Source organism: Pseudomonas sp. BN415 (assembly GCF_029871195.1).
GTDB lineage: Bacteria > Pseudomonadota > Gammaproteobacteria > Pseudomonadales > Pseudomonadaceae > Metapseudomonas > Metapseudomonas resinovorans.
The window spans coordinates 48,500-64,456 of the sequence record NZ_SSOK01000035.1 but is presented as its reverse complement, the minus strand read 5'-3'; the positions used below and the strand labels follow the sequence as shown (position 1 = coordinate 64,456).

Below are 15,957 nucleotides of genomic sequence, written 5' to 3'. Positions count from 1 at the left end.
CACGCCACCACGAGCCGACCCATTTTGCGGCGGGCCTCAACTCAGAAGGTGAATTCCAGGTTCACCGTTGGTGTCGAGGTGCGGCTGCCACGCCCGCCATCGACGCCGAACTTGTTGTGCCAGTACTCGTAGCCGACGCCCAGCCACAGGTTCGGCTTGCGCTTTGCTCCGGGCATGGCGGCGACCATGAGCGAGGTGCGCATCAGGGTTTCCGGGGCGGTGTCCTTGTCGAAGTAATCCTCGCCCTTCTCTCCGACGTAGTTGACGAAACCCTGGAACTTGGCGTCGTGCTCGCCGAGCTGGAAGGGCTTGAGCCAGGTCAGGTTAACCATGTACGTGGCGTCGAAGGTGTGGTCCGGATGCTTGGCGTTGGGGATGCCCGAGTGGTTCTTCTCCCGGTAGTACATCAGGCTCAGGTCGAGCACGCCGGCACCGTTGAACTTGAGGGTAGGGCCGAACACCAGGGCGCGCTTCTTGGCCGAGGCCAGGTTGTTGTTGCGGCTGGCGTCGAAGCCGAAAGTGAAGGCGTAGTCCTTGATCAGGCCGGTCCCCAGCGGTTGGTCGAATACCCGTGAGGCAAACAGTTGATGGCGGTAGACCGCGTAGACCTCGCTGCCACCGTGGTCGGTGCCCTTGCGCGGGTCGCGACTGTCGGAGAGGAATACATCGAGGTTGAAGAAGTTGCTGCCGTAACGGTAGCCATCGGCATGGGTGAAGCTGTAGGCCCGCTTCGCAAACTTGTTCGGGTTGTTCGGATTGGTGAACTGTTGGCCGTAGCGGAAGCCGACGCTGTTGTTCATCCACTCGAAGAACTTGCCGTCCTCCGCGGCGAAGCCGGTTGGGCCTGCGGCCATCAAGGCGGCGCCAAGCGCCAGACTGGTGAAACGACGCATTCGGGTACTCCTTCTTTTTGTTGTTGAGCTGAAAGCGGAAAAGTCGTCCCCTCAACGGCAGCGCGCGAAGGCGGCCGTCACCGGGTTCGGAGGTTAAAAGAGCCCGCCGGGTAGGCGGGCTGTTGAAGTCCGGCTGCACCTCATGGGAACGGCCGGGTGGGAGCAACTTCAGGTCAGTGGGCGACGCACTGCCGGCTGCGATCCTTCTCTCCGAGAATGTTGAACAGCAGATTCAGGGTGAGGGCGCTGACGGTGGCCATGGCGATGCCGCTGTGGGTGATGGGCTCCATCCAATGGGGGAGCTGTGCGAAGAGTTCGGGGCGTACGACCGGCGCCATGCCCATGCCCATGCTCACGGCGACCAGCAACTGGTTGCGGCGATCGCCGATGTCGGCCTCGTGAAGGATCTTGATGCCGGTGGCGGCCACCATGCCGAACATCGCCAGGCCCGCTCCACCCAGCACCGCTGGTGGGATCGAGGCCACCAGGAAGGCGGCCTTCGGGAGCAGGCTGAGGCCGATGAGGAAGGCGCCCGCGGCGACCGTCACGTAACGGCTGCGCACGCCGGTCATCTGCACCAGGCCGATGTTCTGGGCGAAGGACGAATGGGTGAAGGTGTTGAAGAAGCCGGCCAGGAAGGACGCACCAGCGTCGCACATCAGGCCGCGGCGCAGGGCGTTGGGGCAGACCTCGCGACCGGTGATCTTGCCCAGGGCCAGGAACATGCCGGTGGACTCGACGAAAATGATCACCACCACCAGGCACATGGACAACACGGAGGCCAGCTCGAACTTCGGCATGCCGAAGTGCATGGGCTCCACGATCTGGAACCAGGGTGTTTCGTCCAGGCCGTCGAGGTTGACCATCCCGCAGGCGCCGGCCAGGGCATAGCCCAGGGCCATGCCGACCAGTACTGAAACATTCACCCAGAAGCCCTTGAGGAAGCGGTTCACCAGCAGGATGGTGCCCAGTACCAGGGCCGCAATAGACAGGTATTCCAACCCGCCGAATTGCGTGGCCGTGTTACCGCCGCCTGCCCAGTTGACCGCAACCGGGAAGAGCGTGAGGCCGATGGAGGTGATCACGGTGCCGGTCACCAGCGGCGGGAAGAAGCGCACGATGCGCGACATGAAGGGGGCGAGCAGCAAGCCGAAGAAACCGGCAGCAATGGTGGCGCCGAAAATACCCTGGATCCCAACGCCGGGCATGCCGGCCATCACGACCATGCTGCCGACAGCGGCGAAACTGGCCCCCATCATCACCGGCATGCGGATGCCCACCGGACCGATGCCGATGGATTGCACAATGGTGGCGATACCGGCAACCAGCAGGTCGGCGTTGATCAGGAAGGCGATTTCTTCACGTGAAAGACCGGCGGCCTGGCCGACGATCAGAGGTACGGCAACGGCGCCGCCGTACATAAGCAGGACATGCTGGAAGCCGACAAGCAGCAATTGCATCAGGGGCAGGCGCTGGTCAGCGGGCGAAAGGGCGATCTCTCGCTCTGTCGGAGTGGTCATGCAACACCTCGGGCGCTTTTGTTCTTGTAAGTCGCTTGGCACTGCCGCGCCTCGTGGGTGCGGCGTGCCGGGTATTCATGTTGCTGGCCGGGTGGGTGACACCTGGCAGGGGTACTGCGGGTACTGCTGGAAGAAAAAAAGCCTGCCTGGGGCAGGCTTGAAGCGCGGGTGGTGCTTGGGGTCACCACCCGCCGTGGTCTTGCTTGCAGGGGCGCTTAGTTGGTCTTCGCGCCTTGTGCGATCCAGCGGCCGATCAAGTCACGCTCTTCCTGGGTCATCTGGGTGATGTTGCCCAGCGGCATGATCTGGGTGGCGACTGCCTGAGCCTGGATCTTCGGTGCCAGCATCTGGATCTGCTGCGGGGTGTCGAGCATCACGCCGCCCGGCGCCGAGGTGAACATCGGACTGGTGGGCTTGGCGGAATGGCAGACAGTGCAGCGTTCCTGAATCACGCTGTGGACCTTGCCGAAGTCATTGCCGCTGGCGCTGGCCTGGGCCGGGGCGGCCTGAGCGGATTGCGCCGGGGTGGCAGTCTGCGGCTTGCTTTCGGCGCTGGCCGGGGCAGCGCTGGTGCTGGCTGCCGGAGCAGCATGCTCCTGGTGGGCAGGTTCTACGGCCAGGCTCGGTTCGGCGGCCTTGTAGTTCGGCGCGGTGACGAAGGCCAGGCAGATCATGCCGAGGGCGCCGGCGGGGAGGGTCCAGGCGAACTTGTTGCTCTCGTGGCGGGTGTTGAAGTAGTGGCGCACCAGCACTGCGATCACCGCGATTCCGGCCAGGATCAGCCAGTTGTACTGGCTGCCGTACGTGCTCGGGAAGTGGTTGCTGATCATGATGAACAGCACCGGCAGGGTGAAGTAGTTGTTGTGGCGCGAACGCAGCAGGCCCTTGGCCGGCAGGGTCGGGTCAGGGGTGCGGTTCTCTTCGATCGCCTTAACCAGGGCACGCTGCGCCGGCATGATGATGCGGAACACGTTGCCAACCATGATGGTGCCGATCAGGGCGCCGACATGGATGTAGGCACCGCGGCCACTGAATACCTGAGTGAAGCCCCAAGCCGCGCCGATCACCAGCACGAAGAGGATCAGACCGAGCAGGGCGGGGGTCTTGCCCAGCGGCGAATCGCAGAGGAAGTCGTAGATGAACCAGCCTGCGACCAGCGAGCCGATGCCGATAGCGACGGCGGCAGCCGGGGCGATATCCACGCCGGGTGCGATCAGGTACAGGGTCGGATTCAGGTAGAACACCACGGTCAGCAGGGCGACGCCTGACAGCCAGGTGAAATACGCTTCCCATTTGAACCAGTGAAGGTTGTCAGGCATTTTCGGTGGAGCGAGCTTGTATTTCTCCAGGTGGTAGATGCCGCCACCGTGGATGGCCCAGAGATCACCCGACAGGCCGTCGCGCGGGTTGGCGCGGTTGAGGTTGTTCTCGAGCCAGACGAAATAGAAGGATGCGCCGATCCAGGCGATACCGGTGATCATGTGAACCCAGCGAATGCCCAGGTTCAGCCATTCGGTCAAATGTGCTTCCACAGTTGTTACCTCTTTCCCGCCGACCGGCACGCCGATCGTTGGGCTTCTCTTATTAGTGGTGGGGGTTGAGGAGGAGCTGTTCGTCCTCGGTGAAGTAATGCTCGTCGCAGTTGTTGCCGGAACCACTGCGATCAACCACCAGGAAGTCATCCCGCTTTTCGATCGTCAGCACCGGGTGGTGCCAGACGCCGCGATGGTAATTAACGCCCTGCCTGCCATTGGAAATGAAGGCACGGACCAAACCCGGTACAGGTACATCGCCAAGTGGCGCGACCACGACCAGAAAGGGATTGCCGAGCAGCGGAATGAAAGCCTGGCTGCCCTGCGGGTGTCGTTCCAGCATGCGGATGCGCAAGGGCATCTCGAGGGATTCGGCACTGAAGATGCTGATGATCGCCTTGTCGTCGGGCTGGGCGGTCTCGACCGTTGCCAGCTTGTGATAACGGCGGGTGGAGCCGTTGTTGATCATGAAGTACTCGCTGCCTTCGGTTTCGATCACATCTCCGAAGGGGGCGAAGGCTTCTTTGGTCAGGGGCTCGATCTTCAGGGTTCGCATGGCTGGTCTACTTGTTCGTTGCTGGTTCCCATCCCGCAAGCGGGGTAGGGGCCGGGAAGGAGGGCGGTCATTCCATCCTCTCTCCTGGCTCTCCGAATCGGTGGAGAGCCGATGGGTGGACCGCAGTCCACCTTGTCTCGAATAGGTGCGGTGCGCCTGCGGCTTACATTTGCTGAAGGCGGAACAGCGCGATCTTGTTGATCTCGGCCAGCGCCCTGGAGAACTCGGCTTCAGGAGTGTTGTGGATCCGCTCCTCGAAGGCCGCCAGGATCTGGTGCCGGTTACTGCCTTTCACCGCCATGATGAAAGGAAACCCGAACTTGACCTTGTAGGCGTCGTTCAGTTCGGTGAAGCGCGCGAACTCTTCAGCCGTGCACTCGTGGATACCGGCACCGGCCTGTTCGCTGGTGCTGGCTTCGGTCAGCTCGCCGCGGACGGCGGCCTTGCCGGCCAGGTCCGGGTGAGCATTGATCAGTGCCAGCTGGGCTTCATGGCTGGCACTGAGCAACAGGTCGGCCATGCGCTGGTGCAGGCCGTCGATGTCGTCGATGTGGGCGTCCTGGCCCAGGTCGAAGGCCTTCTCGGCGACCCAGGGCGAGTGCTCATAGATGTCGGCGAACGCCTTGACGAAGGCATCGCGGGACAGGGTGGACGGTGTCAGGCTCTGGAAGCGGCTCATTTCGCTTGCTCTTTGAAAGGGTGGGTGGCGTGCCAGTGACGGGCGATGTCGGCGCGGCGGGCGAACCAGACTTTCTCATGGCCCTTAACGTATTCGATGAAGCGTGCCAGGGAGGCGAGGCGTGCCGGGCGGCCCAGCAGGCGGCAGTGCATACCGATGGAGAGCATCTTCGGTGCGCCAGCGGCGCCTTCGGCGTAGAGCACGTCGAAGGCGTCCTTGAGGTATTCGAAGAAGTCGTCGCCCTTGTTGAAGCCCTGCACCTGGGTGAAACGCATATCGTTGGTATCCAGGGTGTAGGGGATGACCAGGTGTGGTTTTTCCGCGGTGCTGGCGGCATCCCAATAGGGCAGATCGTCGTCGTAGGTATCCGAGTCATACAGGAAACCGCCTTCTTCCATCACCAGGCGGCGAGTGTTAGGACCGGTGCGGCCGGTGTACCAGCCCACCGGGCGTTCGCCGGTCAGTTCGGTGAGGATGCGGATGGCTTCGAGCATATGCTCGCGCTCCTGGGCCTCGTCCATGTACTGGTAATCGATCCAGCGGTAGCCGTGGCTGCAGATCTCATGGCCGGCCTCGACCATGGCGCGGATCGCGTCTGGATGGCGCTGTGCGGCCATGGCAACGGCGAAGATGGTCAGGGGGATGTCGTGCTGCTTGAACAGGTTCAGCAGGCGCCAGACGCCGGCGCGGCTACCGTATTCGTAGAGGGACTCCATGCTCATGTTGCGCGCGCCCTGCAGCGGTTGGGCGGCCACCATCTCGGACAGGAAGGCTTCGGACTCCTTGTCGCCATGGAGCACATTGCGTTCGCCGCCTTCCTCGTAGTTCAGGACAAAGGACAGGGCGATGCGGGACTCACCCGGCCAATGCGGGTGGGGAGGGTTGTTGCCGTAACCGATCAGGTCGCGTGGGTACTCAGCGCTCACTGCAGTCTTCCTTTCTTGTCTGTTGGACGATCAGCGACAGCCTGGGGAGTGGTGCGTGACCGTGGATGTGGCAATTGTATACAAACTGTCTTGTGTTTTGTAAATCAAAAATTCGCTTGATTCGTCATCCAGGTATCTAGCAAGAAACCTGCCCATGTGGTCAGGTTGATTCACCGCAAGGCCCGCTGGGTGGACGGTACACGTAAATTCAGAATGGTATTGGTGCGATGATGGCCTGGCGGGATTTGGTGTTGTGATTGTGTACAATTTTTCTTGTTTATGTCTTACATTCTCTCGAGCACATGTTATTCTGCGCACCGTACCGGGGCCTCAGCCCTGACCACGCACCGATATGAACAAGCAGAGGAGGTGTGGCGTTTCGATCGCGGCCAGCGCACCGGCCCGAAGAACGCCCAGCGAGCAATGGGACGTTTGACCACGCATGTACTGGATGCCGCCCACGGTTGCCCTGGCCGTGACATCAAGATCGAGCTCTATCGCGTAGAAAACGCGGGTCTGGAGCTGGTCGCCACCACCACCACCAATGACGATGGCCGCTGCGATGCGCCCCTGCTGCAGGGTGCCGACTACCAGAGCGGCGTCTACCAGATCCACTTCCACGCGGGCGATTACTACCGCGCGCGTGGTGTTCAGCTGGCCGAGCCGGCCTTCCTCGACGTGGTCGTGCTGCGCTTCGGCATCTCCTCCGAGCAGGACCACTATCACGTGCCGCTGCTGATCTCCCCTTACAGCTACTCCACTTACCGCGGTAGCTAGTTCGTTACCCTCGACTCACTGGAGTCTTTCTAGCCCGTTCACACTGCGGGCTTTTTTTCGTCTGCAGGAAAGTGCCGACGGTGCTCATAAAAAAGCCCGGCGCAAGGCCGGGCTGAAACGCATCACGGGGAGATGCGCAAGGGATCAGGTCATGCCCAACCAGTTCGGCAGGGCCAGGGAGATCCAGGGTACGTAGGTGACCAGGATGAGGAAGGCCAGCAGTATCATCAGCCAGGGCATCGCTGCGCGGATGGTGGAGGTCAGCGGCATGCCGGTCACGGCCGAGGTGACGAAGAGGTTCAGCCCCACGGGTGGCGTTACCAGGCCGATCTCCAGGTTCACCACCATGATGATGCCCAGGTGGATGGGGTCGATGCCCAGTTTCATCGCGATCGGGAAGAGGATCGGGGCCAGGATCAGGATGATTGCCGAGGGTTCCATGAAGGCGCCGGCAATCAGGAGCACGATGTTCACCACCAGCAGGAAGGTTACTGGTGTCAGGCCGGCATCGATCACCCACGCAGTGATCTGTTGGGGCAGTTGCTCAGTGGTCAGCACGTGCGCGAACAGCATGGCGTTGGCGATGATGAACATCAGCATGATGCTCAGCTTGCCGGACTCCAGCAGCACCTTCGGCGCTTCGCTCAGCTTCATGTCCTTGTAGACGAACAGGGCGATGAAGGCCGAGTAGACGGCTGCCACGGCCGCGGCTTCGGTTGGCGTGAACATGCCGCTGTAGATGCCGCCCAGGATGATCACCATCAACAGCAGGCCCCAGAGGGCCTTGCGCCCGGCGTTCAGCCATTCGCGGAATGTGGCGCGTGGTAGCGCCGGCAGGTTCTTCTTCACGGCGATGATGTAGATCGCCACCATCAGCACAATGCCGAGCATGATCCCGGGTACGACGCCGGCCATGAACAGCTTGCCCACCGAGGTTTCGGTGGCGGCGGCGTAGACCACCATCACGATTGAAGGCGGAATGAGAATGCCCAGGGTACCAGCGTTGCAGACGATGCCCGCGCCGAAGGCTTGCGGATAACCCGAGCGCACCATGCCGGCGATGGCGATGGAACCCACGGCGGCCACCGTGGCCGGGCTGGAACCGGACAGCGCGGCGAACAGCATGCAGGCCAGCACCGCGGCAATCGCAAGGCCGCCGCGGATGTGGCCGACGCAGGCGTTGGCGAAGTCGATCAGGCGCCGCGCCACACCACCGGTGGTCATGAAGGCCCCGGCCAGCAGGAAGAAGGGGATTGCCAGCAGGGTGTAGTGCTCAGAGGTTTCGAACAGCTTGATCGCCAGGGATCGCACCGAATCCGGGCTGAACAGAATGATGGTCATCGAACCGGCAAGGCCGAGCGAGATGGCAATGGGTACGCCGATGAACATCAACAGGAAGAGCAGGAAGAAGAGAAACAGGACAGTCATTGCTTGTCTTCCTTGTGCTGTGGCTCGTCGTGCTCGGTCAGCTTGAGCGCTTCGGCAGCCTCATCGGCGAGGCCCAGACCGGTCTGCCGGTTCTGCAGGATACGAACGAAAATTTCCGCGTAGCGGATGAAGACCAGACCGAATCCCGCGGGCACGATCAGGCCGATGTGCCATTGCTGGACGCCATAGTGGCCGAGGTCTTCGGCGCCGATTCCTGCCGTGAAGAGGGTTTGCACCCACTCGAAGCTGGCGACAGCCAGCAGTCCCGCATACAGCAGGCAGCACAGGCAGGCGATGATTCCCAGGACCCGCTGCACCGGGCGGGTGGTCAACTTGACCAGGGCATCGACGCCGATGTGGCCGGCGGTACGCACGCCGTAGGACAGGCCGAAGAAGATCAGCCAGGCGAACAGCGCCTTGGTCAGCGAGTTGCTCCAGGTCATGGCCTGGGCCATGGCAAGGATGCTGTCGCCGATGCCGAAGAGCACCTCGCTGGCGGCCTCCCAGCGGTCAGCCAGGTTGTAGAAGAGGGTATAGAGGTTGTTGAGGATGACGTAGACGAAGGTCACCAGCGTCATGGCCGCCAGAAGGAAGGCGATGAAACCTTCCTCGAAGTGGTCCCAGACGCGCCGCAGAGCGTTCATGGATGGCATCTCCCGATGGCAGAAGCGTCGTTTGTTCGGGGCTGGCGGAAAACCGCCAACCCCGGACGGGGCGTCTTACTGGGCCTGATTGGCGGCTTCAGCGGCCTTGATCAGGTCTGGACCGATTTCAGCTTCGAACTTCTTCCACACCGGTTTCATGGCCTCGCGCCATTCGTTGCGCTGCTCGGGAGTGAGCTCGATGATCTCGCTGGTCTTGGCATCGATGATGCGCTGCTTGTCGCCCTGGTTCAGCGCCTCGGCCTGCTTGTTCACTTCGTTGGTCACTTCCACGGTGATCTTCTCCAGTTCGGAGCGAACGTCCGCTGGTAGACCGTTCCAGAACTTGGTGTTGGTGATCAGCATGTAGTCGAGCACGCCGTGGTTGGACTCGGTGATGTACTTCTGCACCTCGTGCATCTTCTGCGAGTAGATATTCGACCAGGGGTTCTCGGCACCGTTGACCACGCCGGTCTGCAGCCCTTGGTACACCTCGGCAAAGCTCATCTTGCGAGGGTTGGCACGCACGGCCTTGAACTGCTCCTCGAGCACGGCGGAGGCCTGCACGCGGAACTTCAGGCCGCGAGCATCCTTCGGTTCGCGCAGGGGTTTGTTGGCCGAGAGCTGCTTCATGCCGTTGTGCCAATAACCCAGTCCGGTGATGTTCTTGCTTTCCATCGACTTGAGCAGGTTCTGGCCTTCGGGGCTGTGCTGGAAGCGATCCACGGCCTGGATGTCGTTGAACAGGAAGGGCAGGTCGAACAACTGCACCTGCTTGGTGTACTGCTCGAACTTGGCCAGGGATGGTGCGATCAGCTGCACGTCGCCGAGCAGCAGGGCTTCCATTTCCTTACCGTCACCAAAGAGCGAAGAGTTGGGGTAGACCTCTACCTTCACCTTTCCGGGCAGGCGTTCTTCCGCAAGCTTCTTGAAAAGCAATGCGCCTTGCCCCTTGGGGGTGTGCTCGGCCACGACGTGGGAGAACTTGATCACGATGGGATCGGCGGCCTGGGCCAGGCCAGCGGCACCCAGCGCGAGGGCGCAGGCGAGCGCTTTCAGAGCAGGTTTGAACATTGATGCATCCTCTTGTTGTTCTTGATCGGGTCTGGACGGCCAGGGGCAGTCCGAGCGAGGCAACAAGAAGGAGTCTAGGCGGCAACCGCGATTTGGTCGGTTGGATCGTGAAAACGCGGCTTGGCTTGTTCTTGTTGGCTCGCTTGCCGATCACATGGCAAGCACTGTGCCAGCAGTCTGCAGGTCAGGACTGGCGGGGGTGGGAGGGCGCTGAGGGGGGGGGCGATGGAGGATTTCGTGGCGGGTTTCCGCCATTTGGTTGGTCGTGTGTGGCGGAAATCCGCCAGCCTGGCGTCGGATCATTCTTCAGGTAGAAATGAAAAGCCCCGTCGCATGGCGACAGGGCTCGGTCTCGCGGTGGCGGATCGGTTACAGGAAGATGAACTTCGCGACGAAGATGGCGCAAAGTGCATAAAGGCTTACCGACACATCCTTGTACTTGCCGGTGAAAGCCTTCATTACGACGTAGGTCACGAAGCCCAACGCGATGCCGTCAGCGACCGAGAAGGTCAGCGGCATCATGATCACGGTGACGATGGCCGGAATGGTCTCGGTGTGTTCTTTCCAGTCGATGTGGGCCATGCCGCCCATCATCAGCATCGCAACGTAGATCAGCGCGCCGGCGGTGGCGTACGCGGGGATCATGCCGGCCAGCGGGGCGAAGAACATGGCGGCGATGAACAGGATGCCCACGGTTACCGCAGTCAGACCGGTGCGACCGCCAGCGGCCACGCCAGCAGCACTCTCAACGTAGCTGGTGACCGGCGGTACGCCGAGCACGCCACCAAACACGCTGGAGGCACTGTCTGCCTTCATGGCCTTGGACAGGTTCTCGATACGGCCGTCCTCTTGCACCAGGTTGGCACGCTGGGCCACGCCCATCAGAGTGCCGGCGGTGTCGAACATGTGCACGAAGAGGAAGGCGAGGATCACGCTTACCATCGTCACGTCGAACGCGCCGGTGATGTCCATGGCCATGAAGGTCGGGGCCAGGCTCGGGGGCATGGAGAACACGCCGCCGAACTTGACGATGCCCAGACCCACGCCGACCAGGGTGACGGTGAGGATGCTGATCAGGATGCCGCCGAAGATACGGCGGTATTCCAGCACGGCGATCATCAGGAAGCAGATGGCGGCCAGCAGCGGACCGGGGGAGGTCAGGTCACCGATATGCACCAGCGTGGCCGGATGGGCAACCACGATACCGGCGGTCTTCAGGCCGATGAGCCCGAGGAACAGGCCGACCCCCGCGCCCATGGCGAACCGCAGACTGCTTGGAATGCTGTTGAGCAGCCATTCGCGGATGCGCGAGAAGGTCAGGATCATGAACAGCACGCCGGAGAGGAACACCGCGCCAAGCGCGATCTGCCAGCTGTAGCCCATGGTGTTGACCACGGTGTAGGTAAAGAAGGCGTTCAGGCCCATGCCCGGGGCGAGACCCACCGGCCAGTTGGCGTAAAGACCCATGAGGAGGCAGCCGAAGGCTGCGGCAAGACAGGTAGCAACGAAGGCCGCGCCATGATCGATCCCGGCATCGGCCATGATGTTCGGGTTGACGAAAATGATGTAGGCCATGGTGATGAAGGTGGTCAGGCCTGCAGCCAGTTCGGTTTTCACGGTGGTGCCGTGAAGGCTGAGCTTGAAGAGGCGTTCAAGCAGGCCTTTGGAGGGTGGTGTTGCGGCGTACGTTCCTTGTTCTTGTTGTTTGATGCTTTCCACAGCGTGGTACTCCTCATCTCTTTTGTTTTGTTCACCCAGAGCCTGGAGTTGGCTCCGGACTGACTGAGGCGGATGGCGTGAGTGGTGCACTCCCCTTAATACTTGACCTGAGGGTCAGGAAGTCACGGCGCGATTATGCCTTTGTATACAAAAAAAACAAATAATGTTTTCAGTGTTCGAAAAATTGCCCCAATTCATTAAAGCTGACCGAGCGGGCAAGTTCTGTTGCGACAATTCGCTGTCTGATGAATTGACAAAGTTATTTAAAAACAATGACTTGAGAAGAATCGATTGCGCGAGAACAGGAAGGGGAAGGAGGTGCCAAAGCACTGAATGGCACTGGAGCAATCGTGCTTATGACAAAAAAATGTAGGGAAATCTGTCTTTCTGTCGCTTAAGCCTTCGTCGATCGGAGCGATTCGAGAAGTACCTGAAAAACCTGTGCAACTGGTCAGGAATAGGGCTTGAGCTGCGGCGAAACTGTTCAAGGCTGGATGATTGTGTACAATATCACTCGCTTTTTCCCTGATTTTCCTCGCTGACACACCTGCTCAGCCCGGCGGAGAGGGGCAAAAAGGGCCCTGGAAGACCGCCGAATCCCTTTGACGCGAGCCCCCATGAACGAACAGTTGCAGCCACTCAAGAAGCAGCCGCGCACCGCCAAAAGCACTCGCAGCGGCACGCAGGACGATGTCGTCTATGCGCATATTTTCGATGCCATTCTCGAGCAGCGCCTCGCACCCGGTACCAAGCTGAGCGAGGAGGCCCTGGGCGAGATCTTCGGCGTCAGCCGCACCATCATTCGTCGCGCACTGTCGCGCCTCGCCCATGAAGGCGTTGTGCTGTTGCGGCCGAATCGCGGTGCAGTCGTCGCCAGTCCGAGCGTCGAGGAAGCCCGCCAGATTTTCTACGCCCGCCGCCTGGTGGAGCGCGCCATTACCGAGTTGGCGGTGGAACACGCCACCGCCGAGCAGTTGCAGGAGCTGCGACAGATGGTCAACGAGGAGCAGGCTTGCTTCTCTCGTGGCGACCGTGGTGCTGGCATCCGTCTTTCCGGTGAGTTCCACCTGAAGCTGGCCGAGGCAGCGAAGAACGCTCCTCTGGTCAGTTTCCAGCGCAGTCTGGTGTCCCAGACGTCGCTCATCATTGCCCAGTACGAGAGCGGTAGCCGCTCCCACTGTTCCTTCGATGAACACAATCGCCTGATCGATGCCATCGAGTCGCGCGACGCCGAGCGCGCGGTGATGCTGATGATGCATCACATGGATCACATCGATGACAAATTGAACCTGGACGAAGGCGGCGCTTCGGATGACCTGCACGCGGTGTTCTCGCACCTGCTGCAGACCAAGAAGAAGCCGGGCCGCAACACGCCCCGCAGCGCCTGAGCCAGCCTGACGAATGAGCCCCGCGCATGCGGGGCTTTTTGCTTTCTGTAGGGGCGAACTCATTCGCCAAGCAGGTCGAAGACCTGCCCCCGGAGCAGCTTCCAGGGCCACTGCGCGATCCTTGGCGAATGAGTTGGCTATGTCTGCGTTAGCCACCCGGTGAGCGTGAGCACCTGTTGGAGCCTGTAGCACGCCGAGTTCTTGCGGGCGAATATGTCCGCATTCGCTAGCAAGCCAGCTCCTACAAAGGATTCCTGGACCTTCAGCACTTTACGCAGACAGAGCGAATGAGTTCGCCCTCACTGGGGCGCCAAAAGAAAACCCCGCCGAAGCGGGGTTCTTTTCATCATGCGAGCATTAGCCGCGCTGATGCACGCTGCGGCCGGCGGCGAAGGTTTCCTTCACAGTACGGTCGTCGCCGAGGATGGTCAGGGCGAACAGCTTTTCCTCGAGGCTGCGAGCTTGCTGCAGGCGGTAATCCATCAGCGGGGTTGCTTTGTAGTCGAGGACTACGAAGTCAGCGTCCTTGCCGCTCTGGAAGTTGCCGATCCGGTCATCCAGGTAGAGCGAGCGGGCGCCGCCCAGGGTGGCCAGGTACAGGGACTTGAACGGGTCGAGCTTCTTGCCCTGCAGTTGCATGACCTTGTAGGCCTCGTTGAGCGACTGCAGTTGGGAGAAGCTGGTGCCGGCGCCGACATCGGTGCCCAGGCCAACGCGCACGCCGTACTCTTCCAGTTTCTGCAGGTCGAACAGGCCGCTGCCGAGGAACAGGTTGGAGGTGGGGCAGAACGCTACCGCCGAACCGGTTTCCGCGAGGCGTTTGCACTCGTCATCGCACAGGTGCACGCCGTGGGCGAATACCGAGCGCTCGCCGATCAGCTTGAAGTGGTCATAGACGTCCAGATAGCCCTTGCGCTCCGGGAACAGCTCCTTCACCCACTCGATTTCCTTGCGGTTCTCGGACAGGTGGGTGTGCATGTACAGGCCCGGGTACTCGGCATACAGCTTGCCGGCCAGCTCCAGTTGTTCCGGGGTGCTGGTGGGGGCGAAACGCGGGGTGACCGCATAGTGCAGGCGACCCTTGCCGTGCCAACGCTCGATCAATTCCTTGCTGTCGGCATAGCCGGATTCGGCGGTGTCGGTGAGGTAGTCCGGGGCGTTGCGGTCCATCAGCACCTTGCCGGCGATCATCCGCAGATTGAGCGCTTGCGCGGCTTCGAAGAAGGCGTCCACCGACTCTTTGTGCACCGTGCCGAACACCAGGGCCGTGGTGGTGCCGTTGCGCAGCAGTTCTTTGATGAAGATGCCAGCAACGTCAGCAGCATGGGCCTTGTCGGCAAACTGCTTTTCGGTGGGGAAGGTGTAGGTGTTCAGCCAGTCCAGCAGTTGCTCGCCGTACGAGGCGATCATGCCGGTCTGCGGGAAGTGGATGTGGGTGTCGATGAAGCCTGGGGTGATCAGGGCGTCGCGGTATTCACGCACTTCGACGCTGGCATCCAGGCCCGGCAGCAGGGACTTGGCTTCGCCCAGGGCCTTGACGCGACCGTCCTCAACCACCAGCAGGCCGTCGTCGAAATACTGGTAGGACTGCTCGACGCCCACCAGGGCAGGGTCGGCGATGCTGTGCAGGATGGCGGAGCGGTAGGCGGTTACGTGGCTGGTCATGTCAGTCTCGTTCGTTAGCATTACGATTCTTGCGTCCTCGCCCAAGGGGAGGGGCCGAAGTGGGGGGCGCCCTGTCACGCGGCTCCCCCCACCCGGCACTACGCGTTATCCACTTCCCAAGGAAGAGGAAAGAACTCAGGCCTGTTCACGGCGGGAGGAAGGAATCAGCTTGGCGACTGTCTCGCCCTTTTTCACTTCCTGGCCGAAGTTGACGTTGTAGGTGGCGACGACTTCACCGGCGATGGAGATGGCGATCTCGATCGGCAGCTTGCCTTTGACGTCCTGGATGCCCATCGGGCAGCGCATGCGCTGGACGGTTTCGGCGGCGAAGCCACGCTCGCGCAGACGATGTTCGAACTTGACGCGCTTGGTCTTCGAACCGATCAGGCCGAAGTAGGCGAAGTCGTTGCGCTTGAGGATTTCGGCTGTCAGTTCCAGGTCCAGCTGGTGATTGTGGGTCATGACGATGTAGTAGCTGCCCTTGGGCATCTCGGCGATCTCGTCGATCACGTCTTCGTTGACCACTTTCTCCACGCCGGCCGGAATGTGCTCCGGGAACTCATTCTCCCGCGAGTCGATCCAGCGCACCTTGCAGGGCAGGCTGGCGAGCAGCGGCACCAGGGCACGGCCAACGTGGCCAGCGCCGAACACGGCGATATGCGCCTGGGGCTGGCCCATGGGTTCGAATAGCAGCACGGTGGCGCCGCCGCAGCACTGGCCGAGGCTGGCGCCCAGGCTGAAGCGCTCCAGGCGGGTGTCCTGGCTGCGATTTTCGAGCATCTCGCGGGCGATCTCCATCGCCTTGAATTCGAGATGACCGCCACCGATGGTCTCGAAGATACGCTCGGCAGTGACAACCATCTTGGAGCCGGCATTGCGCGGGGTCGAGCCGCGCTCCTCGATGATGGTCACCAGCACGCAGGGTTCACTGCGTTGCTGCAGGTCGGCGAGGGCGCTGATCCAACTCATTTGCTCAGTCTCCAGCTACGCAGTGGCCTGGTGGTTCGCGACAGGCGCCAGTCGTCCTTGGGACGCACAGGTGCAGGCAGCGTTTCCAGCAGGACGGCTTCGGTGTCTTGCTGCGGTGTCTTCGGTCGATCGGTGGATATTGTCATTGTTTTTCACCGTGGGCTTCGTGTGGCGGCCGACCCTTGCGGGG

15 protein-coding genes are annotated in these 15,957 nt (G+C 61.5%); 2 read left to right on the top strand and 13 right to left on the bottom strand.

The window, feature by feature from the left end:
• Nucleotides 1-41 precede the first annotated feature (41 nt).
• From E8F20_RS09765 to puuE, 6 genes are all read right to left on the bottom strand, one after another.
• The gene (locus E8F20_RS09765; protein ID WP_280283590.1) at nucleotides 42-854 is read right to left on the bottom strand and encodes a nucleoside-binding protein; all 813 of its coding nucleotides are present in this window, start codon (nucleotides 852-854) and stop codon (nucleotides 42-44) included.
• Nucleotides 855-1,066: 212 nt separating this feature from the next.
• Nucleotides 1,067-2,413, bottom strand: a complete 1,347-nt coding sequence (locus E8F20_RS09760; RefSeq protein ID WP_280283567.1) for a nucleobase:cation symporter-2 family protein — start codon at nucleotides 2,411-2,413, stop codon at nucleotides 1,067-1,069.
• Nucleotides 2,414-2,628: 215 nt separating this feature from the next.
• Nucleotides 2,629-3,945: a urate hydroxylase PuuD gene (locus E8F20_RS09755; protein WP_280283566.1), complete on the bottom strand. Its 1,317-nt coding sequence runs from the start codon at nucleotides 3,943-3,945 to the stop codon at nucleotides 2,629-2,631.
• Nucleotides 3,946-3,997: 52 nt separating this feature from the next.
• Entirely contained in the window at nucleotides 3,998-4,501 is a 504-nt protein-coding gene (locus E8F20_RS09750) for an ureidoglycolate lyase (RefSeq protein WP_028629746.1), read from the bottom strand.
• Between the two features lie 163 nt (nucleotides 4,502-4,664).
• Nucleotides 4,665-5,180 carry a 2-oxo-4-hydroxy-4-carboxy-5-ureidoimidazoline decarboxylase gene (gene uraD / locus E8F20_RS09745; RefSeq protein ID WP_280283565.1) on the bottom strand — a complete coding sequence of 172 codons (516 nt, stop codon included), beginning with the start codon at nucleotides 5,178-5,180 and terminating at the stop codon, nucleotides 4,665-4,667.
• Nucleotides 5,177-6,106 (bottom strand): allantoinase PuuE, encoded by a 930-nt coding sequence (gene puuE, locus E8F20_RS09740; RefSeq protein ID WP_280283564.1) that lies wholly within the window; start codon nucleotides 6,104-6,106, stop codon nucleotides 5,177-5,179. Before puuE ends, uraD begins: the two co-directional genes overlap by 4 nt.
• A gap of 423 nt (nucleotides 6,107-6,529) precedes the next feature.
• Between puuE and uraH the strand changes: the two genes are divergently transcribed.
• Entirely contained in the window at nucleotides 6,530-6,883 is a 354-nt protein-coding gene (uraH, locus tag E8F20_RS09735) for a hydroxyisourate hydrolase (RefSeq protein ID WP_028629749.1), read from the top strand.
• A 144-nt stretch (nucleotides 6,884-7,027) separates the two neighbouring features.
• On the opposite strand, the gene dctM is transcribed toward uraH, so the two are convergent.
• The 4 genes from dctM to E8F20_RS09715 all read right to left on the bottom strand — a co-directional run bounded on the left by dctM (nucleotide 7,028) and on the right by E8F20_RS09715 (nucleotide 11,745).
• Complete coding sequence (dctM, locus tag E8F20_RS09730; protein ID WP_280283563.1) at nucleotides 7,028-8,311, bottom strand: C4-dicarboxylate TRAP transporter large permease protein DctM; 1,284 nt, start codon at nucleotides 8,309-8,311, stop codon at nucleotides 7,028-7,030.
• Nucleotides 8,308-8,955, bottom strand: coding sequence for a TRAP transporter small permease (locus E8F20_RS09725; RefSeq protein ID WP_280283562.1), 648 nt, complete (start codon nucleotides 8,953-8,955; stop codon nucleotides 8,308-8,310). Before E8F20_RS09725 ends, dctM begins: the two co-directional genes overlap by 4 nt.
• Nucleotides 8,956-9,030: 75 nt before the next feature.
• Nucleotides 9,031-10,026 (bottom strand): C4-dicarboxylate TRAP substrate-binding protein DctP, encoded by a 996-nt coding sequence (gene dctP, locus E8F20_RS09720; RefSeq protein ID WP_137820800.1) that lies wholly within the window; start codon nucleotides 10,024-10,026, stop codon nucleotides 9,031-9,033.
• 369 nt (nucleotides 10,027-10,395) lie between these two features.
• Complete coding sequence (locus E8F20_RS09715) at nucleotides 10,396-11,745, bottom strand: NCS2 family permease (protein WP_280283561.1); 1,350 nt, start codon at nucleotides 11,743-11,745, stop codon at nucleotides 10,396-10,398.
• A 617-nt stretch (nucleotides 11,746-12,362) separates the two neighbouring features.
• Here E8F20_RS09715 and E8F20_RS09710 point away from each other — a divergent pair.
• The gene (locus E8F20_RS09710) at nucleotides 12,363-13,133 is read left to right on the top strand and encodes a GntR family transcriptional regulator (protein ID WP_280283560.1); all 771 of its coding nucleotides are present in this window, start codon (nucleotides 12,363-12,365) and stop codon (nucleotides 13,131-13,133) included.
• Nucleotides 13,134-13,490: 357 nt separating this feature from the next.
• Here E8F20_RS09710 and guaD read toward each other — a convergent pair whose 3' ends face one another.
• From guaD to E8F20_RS09695, 3 genes are all read right to left on the bottom strand, one after another.
• Nucleotides 13,491-14,798, bottom strand: coding sequence for a guanine deaminase (gene guaD / locus E8F20_RS09705; protein WP_280283559.1), 1,308 nt, complete (start codon nucleotides 14,796-14,798; stop codon nucleotides 13,491-13,493).
• A 135-nt stretch (nucleotides 14,799-14,933) separates the two neighbouring features.
• Nucleotides 14,934-15,767 carry a xanthine dehydrogenase accessory protein XdhC gene (gene xdhC, locus E8F20_RS09700; protein ID WP_280283558.1) on the bottom strand — a complete coding sequence of 278 codons (834 nt, stop codon included), beginning with the start codon at nucleotides 15,765-15,767 and terminating at the stop codon, nucleotides 14,934-14,936.
• On the bottom strand, nucleotides 15,764-15,913 hold the full coding sequence (locus E8F20_RS09695) for a hypothetical protein (RefSeq protein ID WP_280283557.1): 150 nt from the start codon (nucleotides 15,911-15,913) through the stop codon (nucleotides 15,764-15,766). The genes xdhC and E8F20_RS09695 overlap by 4 nt, the downstream gene beginning before the upstream one ends.
• Between the last annotated feature and the right edge of the window lie 44 nt (nucleotides 15,914-15,957).